The 10,677-nt window shown below is 48.0% G+C and carries 6 protein-coding genes; 1 reads left to right on the forward strand and 5 read right to left on the reverse strand.

Annotated features, from left to right (window positions below):
- Nucleotides 1–101: 101 nt before the first annotated feature.
- The 4 genes from secA to D7D25_RS11535 all read right to left on the reverse strand — a co-directional run bounded on the left by secA (nucleotide 102) and on the right by D7D25_RS11535 (nucleotide 7,128).
- A complete protein-coding gene (secA, locus tag D7D25_RS11520) occupies nucleotides 102–3,401 on the reverse strand; it encodes a preprotein translocase subunit SecA (RefSeq protein WP_122969103.1) in 3,300 nt (1,099 codons plus the stop codon).
- A 320-nt stretch (nucleotides 3,402–3,721) separates the two neighbouring features.
- A complete protein-coding gene (locus D7D25_RS11525; protein ID WP_122969104.1) occupies nucleotides 3,722–5,308 on the reverse strand; it encodes an alkaline phosphatase family protein in 1,587 nt (528 codons plus the stop codon).
- Nucleotides 5,309–5,332: 24 nt separating this feature from the next.
- Nucleotides 5,333–6,640 (reverse strand): DUF4105 domain-containing protein, encoded by a 1,308-nt coding sequence (locus D7D25_RS11530; protein WP_122969105.1) that lies wholly within the window; start codon nucleotides 6,638–6,640, stop codon nucleotides 5,333–5,335.
- Between the two features lie 230 nt (nucleotides 6,641–6,870).
- Nucleotides 6,871–7,128: a type B 50S ribosomal protein L31 gene (locus D7D25_RS11535; protein ID WP_019540833.1), complete on the reverse strand. Its 258-nt coding sequence runs from the start codon at nucleotides 7,126–7,128 to the stop codon at nucleotides 6,871–6,873.
- A gap of 225 nt (nucleotides 7,129–7,353) precedes the next feature.
- Here D7D25_RS11535 and D7D25_RS11540 point away from each other — a divergent pair, with 225 nt between their 5' ends.
- Nucleotides 7,354–8,586 carry a CinA family nicotinamide mononucleotide deamidase-related protein gene (locus D7D25_RS11540; RefSeq protein WP_122969112.1) on the forward strand — a complete coding sequence of 411 codons (1,233 nt, stop codon included), beginning with the start codon at nucleotides 7,354–7,356 and terminating at the stop codon, nucleotides 8,584–8,586.
- 60 nt (nucleotides 8,587–8,646) lie between these two features.
- On the opposite strand, the gene serS is transcribed toward D7D25_RS11540, so the two are convergent.
- Complete coding sequence (serS, locus tag D7D25_RS11545; RefSeq protein ID WP_122969106.1) at nucleotides 8,647–9,918, reverse strand: serine--tRNA ligase; 1,272 nt, start codon at nucleotides 9,916–9,918, stop codon at nucleotides 8,647–8,649.
- Nucleotides 9,919–10,677 lie beyond the last annotated feature (759 nt).

The following is a 10,677-nucleotide window of genomic DNA, read 5'->3' on the forward strand; positions in this document are numbered from 1 at the left end:
AATTTGGACAGACCAAGGTACGGCTTTTTTCCCGATTTAACAAAAAAAACAGGAAGTTTATTACTTCCTGTTTTGAATTATTTATGAACTACGATGAACGTTCACGCGCCGTGACAGTTTTTGTACTTTTTCCCGCTTCCACAGGGGCATGGGTCGTTCCTCCCCACCTTTTTCTCCACACGGATGGGCTCCAGCTTCTGGGGCTGTCTCTGTTGGGGGTCGCCATTCCTGCCGGCTCCCGCCGGCATACCGTCCGACTCCTCTTTTTGAGTACGGTACTTGCTATAATCGGTTTTTTGCTCAGGGGCGGCACGCCTTACGCTTCCGGGATCCTGCACCGGTATCTGACCGCGCATCAGGATGGATACCGCCTTGGAGTTGATATCGTTGACCATTGACCTAAAGAGGTTGAACGACTCCAGCTTATAGATCAGCAGCGGGTCTTTCTGCTCGTAACTCGCGTTCTGCACGGATTGGCGCAGTTCATCCATTTCCCGGAGATGCTCTTTCCAGTCCTCGTCGATAGTATGCAGCAGGATTGATTTCTCAAAGGCTTTTACCAATGCTTTCGATCCGGTATCGTATGCCTCCTTCAGGTTGCATGAGATGTTATATACCCTTTTCCCATCGGTAATGGGGATGAGAATATTCTCATACATCGCCCCCTGATGTTCATAGACCTGCTTGATGACCGGTTGGGCGACTTCGGCGAGCCGCTCCGTTTTACGCTTAAAGGTGTCAAAAGCCTGGGCAGTCACCGCCTGCAGTTGGTCGTCCAGTCTCATCTTCTTCATATCCTCCTCTTTGAAGGGGATGTCCAGCGCCATCACACGAAGCAGATCGAGTTTCATCCCTTCGTAGTTATCTTCGTTCATCTCCATAATATTCCTCGCGGTCTCCGAGATCATGTTGGCCACATCGTTATCGATACGCTCACCCATCAAGGCGTGACGGCGACGGCGATAGATCACTTCACGCTGAGAGTTCATCACATCATCGTATTCCAGCAAACGCTTACGGATCCCGAAGTTGTTCTCTTCCACCTTCTTTTGAGCACGTTCCACCGATTTGCTCAACATATTGTGTTCAAGGACATCGCCTTCTTTGAATCCCATCCGGTCCATCAGGCCGGCAATCCTCTCTGTGGCAAAGAGACGCATCAGGTCGTCTTCCAATGAGACGAAGAACACGCTTGATCCGGGATCTCCCTGGCGTCCGGCACGTCCTCTCAACTGCCGGTCCACACGGCGTGACTCGTGCCGCTCCGTACCGATGATGGCAAGACCGCCCGCTTCCCGCACCTCCGGGGTGAGCTTGATATCGGTACCACGACCCGCCATGTTGGTGGCTATGGTCACCATTCCCTTTTGTCCGGCATGGGCCACGATCTCGGCTTCACGCTGATGCAGCTTGGCATTCAACACGTTGTGCCTGATCTTACGAAGAGTGAGCATGCGGCTCAATAACTCAGAGATTTCCACGGAAGTGGTGCCGACAAGGACAGGGCGTCCTTTGGCGATAAGACTTTCCGTCTCTTCGATCACCGCCGTATATTTTTCCCTCTTGGTCTTGTAAATACGGTCATTCTGGTCATCGCGGATAATGGGTTTGTTGGTCGGGATCACCACTACGTCGAGTTTGTAGATATCCCAGAACTCACCCGCTTCCGTTTCAGCCGTACCGGTCATGCCGGCCAACTTGCTGTACATCCTGAAAAAGTTCTGCAAGGTGATGGTGGCAAACGTCTGGGTAGCCGCTTCCACTTTCACCCGCTCTTTTGCTTCGATCGCCTGGTGCAAACCGTCGGAGTAGCGGCGTCCCTCCATCACGCGGCCGGTCTGTTCATCCACGATCTTCACCTTGTTGTCAATCACCACATATTCATCATCTTTTTCGAACAGGGTATAGGCTTTCAACAACTGGTTGATGGTATGCACACGTTCCGACTTCACAGCGTAATTCTGTAGTAACTCGTCTTTCTTGACTGCCTTCTCTTCATCCGGAAGTGGAGACTGTTCCAGTTCCGCCAGTTCGGAAGCAATATCAGGCAGGATAAAGAAATGGGGGTCGTCCGACTTGCCGGTCAGAAGGTCGATACCCTTATCCGTCAGTTCAATGCTGTGCTGCTTCTCATCAATTACGAAGTACAGCGGATCGGTCACCACATGCATATTGCGCATCTGCTCCTGCATATAGAATGCTTCGGTTTTAAGCATTGCCGCCTTCACTCCCTGTTCACTGAGGTATTTGATAAGAGGCTTATATTTCGGCATCCCTTTATAGGAACGGAAAAGCAACAGCGCGCCTTCTTCCTGTTCCTTGGGATCGGACGAAGCCATTTTTACTTTCGCCTCAGCCAGCAGGTGGGTAGTCAGCTCACGTTGCGCTTTCACAATCATTTCCACCCTCGGACGGAACTGGTCGTACAATTGGTCGTCGCCTTTAGGTACCGGACCGGAGATAATCAACGGGGTACGGGCATCATCGATCAATACCGAGTCTACCTCGTCCACGATGGCGTAATTATGCTTACGTTGCACGAGATCCTTGGGCGAAATGGCCATGTTATCACGCAGGTAATCAAAACCAAATTCATTATTGGTGCCGAAAGTAATGTCCGATTCATATGCCTTGCGACGGGCGTCGGAATTGGGTTCATGTTTGTCGATACAATCTACCGATAAACCGTGGAACATATACATGGGGCCCATCCATTCCGAGTCGCGTTTTGCCAGATAATCATTCACAGTCACCACATGCACCCCTTCGTGGGTGAGCGCGTTGAGGAAAACCGGAAGTGTTGCCACCAGCGTCTTGCCTTCTCCCGTAGCCATCTCGGCAATTTTTCCGCGGTGCAGCACCACGCCACCGAAGAGCTGCACATCATAATGGATCATGTCCCAGGTGATCTCGTTCCCCCCGGCGATCCAGTGGTTTTGATAGATGGCCTTGTCGCCTTCAATACGGACAAAGTCGTGATTCGCCGCCAAATTCCTGTCGAAATCAGTAGCTGTAACCACAATCTCCTCATTCTGCGTGAAACGGCGGGCTGTATCTTTCATGATAGAGAAAGCTTCCGGCAGCACTTCATCGAGCGCCTTCTCATACTTCTCCATCACATCTTTCTCCAGCTTGTCCACCTGGTTCCAGACCGTTTCACGCTTATCCAGGTCGATGGCATCGATACCGGCCTTGAGTTCCGTTATCTGCGCTTTCTCCGCCGCGACATATTCCTGAATGCGTTTTTCAAGCTCTTTCGTCAGATCACGCAATTCATCATGAGAGAGTTTCTCTATTTCGGCATAGGCCTCTTTCACCCTTTTCACGACCGGATTAATTTCGTTCAGGTCGCGTTGTGCCTTGTTACCGATTATTTTTGATATAAAATCATTCCATCCCATAAGTATCTCTATTCATTGTGAGGTGTAAATTGGTTGCAGGTTACAGATATGGTTTCCCAATCACCTTACCCTTCCACCTCTTATTATTTGGTATATATTCTTCAATAAATATTGTATTGATCGTAGTTGCAAAACAAGTAGGGCCTCTCTTCCCCTTTACCGAAATAATTCAGTAAAGTTAGACTTTTTGAGTCGCCTGCGCTCCTCGATCTCCAATTGAGTCGCCTGCGCTCCTCGATTTTCAATTGAGTCGCCTTCGCTCCTCGATTTTCAATTCTCGCGACGGCATAATCCAATTAAACTTGACTTCTGCTTATTGCTTAACGAAAAAGCTCCCTTAAAATCTCACCTTCGGCGGCGTTGGGAGCCCGGATACGCAACCGGTATGCCACACTTGGCGCGATTTGGGTCGCTTCAATCGTCCGTTCAATTCTCTGGGGTTTGATATCACTCCCGAAGAAAATTACCGGGGCCACCACAGCATTGTTCCGCACTCTTACGTTTTGATCGGACTGAGGGTCCACTATCCGCCAACCGGGTTGGAACCGGAGGAAAAGATCACCTGAAAAACCCTTGTAAAATCCGTTTCTGTAATACTGCACATCCTGGTTATAGGCGCCATGCAGCATCTGATACGAAGTGATCACATCCTGAATGCCGGCCGATTGCACCAGAAACTCGGCAGCCCTCTGTTGAAACTCCCTTAAATCGATCTTTTTGTCTTCGAGCAATTTCCTGTCGAAGAAGAATTGCCTGTCGTAATATTTCCTGATCCACTGCTCTCTGCCGTAAAGTGCCATCAGATACATATTGAGCAAGGCCTGGCTCCGTTCGGGATAGAAATCACCACCGGAAGTAACCATCCCCTCGGGAATGATCTCCTGTTCCTCGAAATATCCGGTAGAAACCACAAAGATGAGGGTATTCTTAAGTCCCACAGAGGTGTCGATGGCGTCAAGCAGCCTCTCCAACTCCTGATCAAGACGATAATAGGTATCCTGTATCTCCACGGAATAATTTTTATCAAGTGCTTTTTCATAATTCCCCGCATAGAAAGTAAGCGCCAGAAAATCGGGATTCATCCGTTTCCCCAGCGATCCCGACTCAAGCAACCTGACCGCCATATCATTTACCTCCTTATTCACATAGGGTGATTGTTTGAACAGACGGAAATGATCTTTCTTATCGGGGCCAAGGTAGTGCTGGAAATTATACCTGTTCCGGGTATACGGAAAAGCGTCATACTGGTTCACGTCAATGGCCGGTCGCCATGTGAGACTGTTAATAGTATAGGTGAGCGATTGCCCGCCGCGGTTATGTTGATCAACCACCGGTTGCCTGTTCTTGTAAAAGGTGGTAGTGGCCCATTTCCCGTTCTCTTCTTCAATCCAGAAGGCTCCACTCGCGGCATGTCCGCCGGATGCCAGAGCCTGGGAAGCATCGGGAGCAAAAGCGAAGATATCCGACTGTCCTGCTGAAGCGATCTTCAGTTCGTCGGCAAGGGTGGAAACCTTGACAGGAAGAGGGGAAAGTTTTTCAGTAGTGAAATTTCCCAGATAATTATCGTCGAAGAAAGAGGATATTTCACGGTTCGAATCTGCCAAATACCTTTTCTCAGCCATAATTCCATGATAGGAAGGGTTGGCGCCGGTAAAGATGGTCGTAATGGCAGATGCCTTGTTCAGATTGGGAAAATCGTAATATACATTGCTGTACACAAGGCCGTTATTCAACAACCTGTTGAATCCCTTGCTCCCGAATCTGTGTCTGAACATTTCCAGATAATCACCCCTGAACTGGTCGATGGTGATTCCCACCACCAGTTTCGGTATTTCACCCGGAGATGTTTGCGCGAAAAGCGTTGTGATTGAAAAAAAAGCAACCAGTGAAGATAGTATTCTAACCATGCCCGTATCCCCTCATTTACCTATTTACAATCCACCCCAACCTGCTTTCAGGTGTTTACTGGTGGTGAACTGTTTGTTTTTTAACCGCCTTTTCCTCCATATATAAATGTTTGTTCCGGACCTGAGGCACAAACTCATTGAAAATGGGATTGTCGCCAACGGCAATTGCTGCGGCATCAACCACCATAATAAGAGGAAAAGCGTTAAGAGTGCAAAGTTAATAAAATGATAGAAATAAACTGCTTTATTTGCTGATTTCATCCAGAAGAAAGAAGCGGCAATCAGCGCGAACGGATTCAGCCAGACGAAATTCCAGTTGGGGTTGGTGGCAGGGTGCTCCGAGAAATACATCAGCACCAGAAGGATTATGCCGGCCGATCCGGCAACCGCGAACAATACTGTGTCATAAATCCTGGCAAGTTTGGTCTTATTCAGTTTGACAACTTGGATGAGTGAGACTATTATAGTGAGCAGCAGCAATGCGAATGCTGTTAATACGGGTGTGAAAACAACCCCTTCGCTAATTTTATTTCTCTCTTTGTCAGCTGGTAATACTATTTTTGTATTTTTCACCAATGGCACGTTCAATGTATCGCCTCTTTGGATGATTGCCCCCTCGAAAGAGTCCATCAGATAGTCTGGAATAAACATTTTCGCCCTCACATCGATAGGAGTGTCAGCCGGGCTTCCTATCAGCAGGTCGATACCGAATTCCACCCACGGATACCTCTCCACACATTCGTGCACCAGGTCGCGATAAGATTGATTCCGGGTAGTGGGCGGATATTGAATGTGGCCATCTGTGTATTCTTCCACAATATCACGGGGACGAGTGGAACAATTATCATAAAAATAGTTGTATCGATACTCTCTGTTTTCAGGCAACGCGTTAACCGTGAGCGCATCATACAACTGTTGTTTTTCAGCCGGCGAGAGGTTCAATTCCTGCTCCACCACCTGCTGTCCCCGGTATCCGTATTCGTTGAGAAATGCCTCAAAGGGAAGGTCACCCAGGATATAATCCGTTTTTCCCCGTACAAAATTATAGATAAAATAGGGTTGCGAGGAGTCAAAATAACCGTAATTGAAAACCAGGTCCACGCCGGTAGAATCATCTTGCACACGGATGGCGGTATGGCCGAAAAAAGCATATACAGCACCATACCACGGCGATGCGGTCAGCAGGCTTATTTTCGCATTGTGATTCAGCTGCACCTGACCCGCCGCGGGGAGTGATAAGAGTATGATGAGAAGAAGCATCAAAGTCTTCTTTTGCCGAATACATGTCTGAAACTCGGTGCTTGCTAAAAATGATTCGATTATTCGTTTCATTGGCTTTTTACTTGTTTATCTGTAAGCCCGGGTATTTTCCCCGACATAAAGCTGCAGGCGTTAACGGGTGCAAGAATGCCTCTGTTATGGTTTTCACATATACCTCCTGTCAGATAAGACAAAAGTACACAATTTTGCGTAAAACCAACACATAACTCCAATAACAAATAGCGGCGATCCTTGCCAGACCGCCGCTATTTGTTACATCATTAATCCTGTGGATACCCGATTTATTTATTCTTGTTACGGTTTCCGTAACGGCTCATAAACTTGTCAACCCGTCCTGCCGTATCTACCAGTTTTTGTTTTCCGGTATAGAATGGATGTGAAGAACTGGTAATCTCAAGTTTTACCAACGGATAGGTAACACCGTCGATCTCGATAGTTTCTTTCGCATTAATAGTAGATCGTGAAATGAAAATCTCTTCATTCGACATATCTTTAAAAACTACCGGACGGTAATTGTTGGGATGGATCTCTTTCTTCATACTGATTTTTATTTTTTCCGGTCATTGAAGCTGCCCGATCATCAACTTGTAATCCAGTCTCTGATACCGAAGCAAACTCCATTGATCCTGCTGTTTGATTACTCTCAATTTTCGGTGTGCAAAGATATGACAATCATTTAAAATAAAAAAATAAATAACACTCTTTTTTCTCTATCTGAAAGATTATCCTTTATTTTGCAGAAGATTAAGAAACACAATAATAATATGAAGGTAGAGGTTATTACTATTGGCGATGAAATCCTGATCGGACAAATTGTCGATACCAACGCTGCCTGGCTGGGGCGTGAACTTACACGGTACGGTTTCGCAATAACGGCTATCACCTCCGTGGGGGATTGTCAGGATGATATTATCAGGGCTATCGATCACGCGTTTGAGAGGGCGGACATTCTGCTACTGACAGGAGGTGCGGGGCCTACCAACGACGATATCACAAAGCACACCCTTTGCCGTTATTTCCATACCGCTTTGGAGTTCAACGAAGAGGTATTGCAAAACATTGAATTATTATTTCTCCACCGGAACATACCTTTGAATCAACTCACCCGGCAACAGGCTTACATACCCCAAAACTGCAGGGTAATACAGAACAGGGCCGGCACGGCTCCCATTCTCTGGTTCGACAAGGAGGGGAAAGTACTGGTCTCGATGCCGGGAGTTCCTTTCGAGATGAGGACCGCGATGGGCAAAGACATCATTCCGCTGCTACAGGAACGGTTCCAGGCAAATGAGTACCTGCAGCGTTCCTACTTGGCAACGGGAATTACCGAATCGGCGCTGGCTACCCGCCTCGCCGTGTTTGAAAATAAGCTGCCAGCCGGTTTTTCACTGGCATACCTCCCCTCTTTCGGATATATCCGTCTCCGCTTATCGGCATGGGGAGAAGGGCGCAAGCCGGAGATGAAACAGTTGGGCCGAAAGCTGAAACAACTCCTGGGAGATCATTTCGCGGGTAAAGGCGAGAAAATGCCCGAGGAACTGCTTGGCGAAAAACTGCGTAAGAGGCAACTCACTGTTGCCACAGCCGAAAGTTGCACCGGAGGATATATTGCCCACAGGATCACCGTTGTCCCCGGCGCGTCTGATTATTACCAAGGGAGTATCGTCTCGTACGACAACCGGATAAAGGAAGAACAGCTGGATGTGGACCCGGGCACGATAGATGCCCACGGCGTGGTCAGTCGTGAAGTGGTGGAACAGATGGCTATCAATATCACCGGAAAACTGAGGACTGAATGCGGCATTGCCGTCTCGGGAATTATGGGGCCCGACGGGGGGACAAAATCGAAGCCGGTAGGGACAGTTTGGATTGCCACCTATTGTGAGGGCCGGATTCTCAGTCGGGAGTATAATGTGGGACGCAGCCGCAAAGAGAACATCGAGCGCGCGGCCAACCTGGCCATCCTTCAGTTGCTGAAGATGTTAAGCCGGAAATAGCAAGCCGGCGCCGACACAAGATCCCGGCTTTTGTGAGCAGGGGAAAATCAGGCTAACCCGTCAATCGATCAGCTCAAAACCGCAATACGGCACCAGCGGTGCAGGGATCCGTATGCCGTCCGGCGTTTGGTTGTTTTCCAGTAATGCAGCCATGATACGCGGCAAAGCAAGCGCGCTGCCGTTAAGGGTATGACAAAATTCCGTCTTGCGGTCGGCATTCCGGTAACGGCATTTCAGCCGGTTGGCCTGGTAACTTTCGAAATTGGACACGGAGCTCACTTCCAGCCAACGCTTTTGCGCAGTGGAATAGACCTCAAAATCGAACGTGAGGGCCGAGGTAAAACTCATATCTCCCCCGCAAAGTCGCAAGATACGCCACGGGAGTCCCAGCCGTTCGACGAGGGTCTGTACGTACTGCACCATCTCATCCAGCCGCTCATAGGAATTCTCCGGCTTATCAATACATACGATCTCCACCTTATCAAATTGATGCAGGCGGTTCAGTCCGCGCACATCCTTCCCGTAGGAGCCTGCTTCACGACGGAAACAAGCCGAGTAGGCGGTATTCTTTATGGGGAGCTCCTTTTCGTCGAGGATCACATCGCGGTAAATATTGGTTACCGGCACCTCCGCGGTAGGGATAAGATAAAGATCATCCAATCCCACATGGTACATCTGTCCTTCTTTATCGGGCAACTGCCCCGTCGCGAAGCCTGAATCGCCGTTGACCAGATAAGGGGGTTGCACTTCCATAAATCCCGCATCGCGTGCGCTATCCAGGAAAAAATTGATCAAGGCGCGTTGGAGCCGCGCTCCCCTCCCCTTGTACACCGGAAAACCGGCACCGGTGATCTTCACTCCCCATTCAAAGTCGATCAGGTCATATTTCTTAGCCAGTTCCCAATGCGGAAGGGCATCATCGTTGAGCGAGGGGATCTCTCCCCCGCTTCGTTCAACCAGGTTGTCCTCGGCTGTCCGTCCTGCCGGTACGGAATCGTGCGGCAGGTTGGGTATGGTGACCAACAGAGCCTCTATTTTTTGTTCTGCCTCTTTCAATGTTTCAGCAAGCTCTCCGGAGGTTTCTTTCAGCAATCGCACTTTCTCCCGCGCGACAGACGCCTCTTCCTCGTTTCCCTCTTTCATAAGCCGGCCGATCGACCTGGAAATGGTGTTAATCTCGCCCAGAATGGCATCGAGATGAGTCTGCGTTTTGCGCCGTGTGTTATCCAGATCGATGATCTGACAGATCATCTCCCCGCCATCGAAATGTTTTTTCGACAGCTTCCGGATAACCTCTTCCGGATTTTCGTTGATTGTTCTGAGTGTAAGCATAAAACTGTTAATTGACCTGCAAAGGTACAAAAATTCCGGCATGCAAAACTGCCGGAATAAAATTTAATTCAGCGCTCAACAGGGTACGTCGAAAAGAGAACCTTAAAATAACTGAAAATGGAGACTTTCGCGCAATTCCCTCTCCTTTTGTTTTTTCTGTTGATAGGAACGGGACACATAATAGGCAAAACCAACGAAAATGCCTACTATCAGCAAATTTTTAATTGTATTATCCTTCATAATTTTATTATAGTTGAGACATTGGAACTGAGAACTGGAAATTTAGAATTTAGAATTTAGAACTTAGAACTGGGAACTGGGAACTGAGAACTTAGAACTGAGAACTGGGAACTGAGAACTGGGAAGTGGGAACTGGGAACTGGGAAGTGGGAACTGGGAACTGGGAAGTGGGAACTGGGAAGTGAGTGAAGAATCCCGGTAATCAATTAGCAATTACCGATAATCAATTACCAATTACCAATTACCAATGAATCAATAAATCCGAATACCCTGGCTTGACTCTTGATTGTTGGCTCTTTTGTCTCATTCTTCATTCTTCATTCTTCACTTTTCATTCTTCACTTTTCATTCTTCACTCTTCACTTTTCACTCTTCACTCTTCACTTTTCACTCTTCATTCTTCACTCTTCATTCTTCACTCTTCATTCTTCACTCTTCATTCTTCACTCTTCATTCTTCATTCTTCATTCTTCAATCTTCATTATTAAATATTAACTATTAAATATTAATATTAAAGAA

Origin of the sequence: Proteiniphilum sp. X52 (genome assembly GCF_003712195.1) — a bacterium.
Classification (GTDB): domain Bacteria; phylum Bacteroidota; class Bacteroidia; order Bacteroidales; family Dysgonomonadaceae; genus Proteiniphilum.

Coding starts and splice junctions, on each gene's coding strand:
- serS (WP_122969106.1), bottom strand. CDS start 9,918: ATGCTTACACTCAGAACAATCAACGAAAATCCGGAAGAGGTTATCCGG.
- secA (WP_122969103.1), bottom strand. CDS start 3,401: ATGGGATGGAATGATTTTATATCAAAAATAATCGGTAACAAGGCACAA.
- D7D25_RS11530 (WP_122969105.1), bottom strand. CDS start 6,640: ATGAAACGAATAATCGAATCATTTTTAGCAAGCACCGAGTTTCAGACA.
- D7D25_RS11540 (WP_122969112.1), top strand. CDS start 7,354: ATGAAGGTAGAGGTTATTACTATTGGCGATGAAATCCTGATCGGACAA.
- D7D25_RS11525 (WP_122969104.1), bottom strand. CDS start 5,308: ATGGTTAGAATACTATCTTCACTGGTTGCTTTTTTTTCAATCACAACG.
- D7D25_RS11535 (WP_019540833.1), bottom strand. CDS start 7,128: ATGAAGAAAGAGATCCATCCCAACAATTACCGTCCGGTAGTTTTTAAA.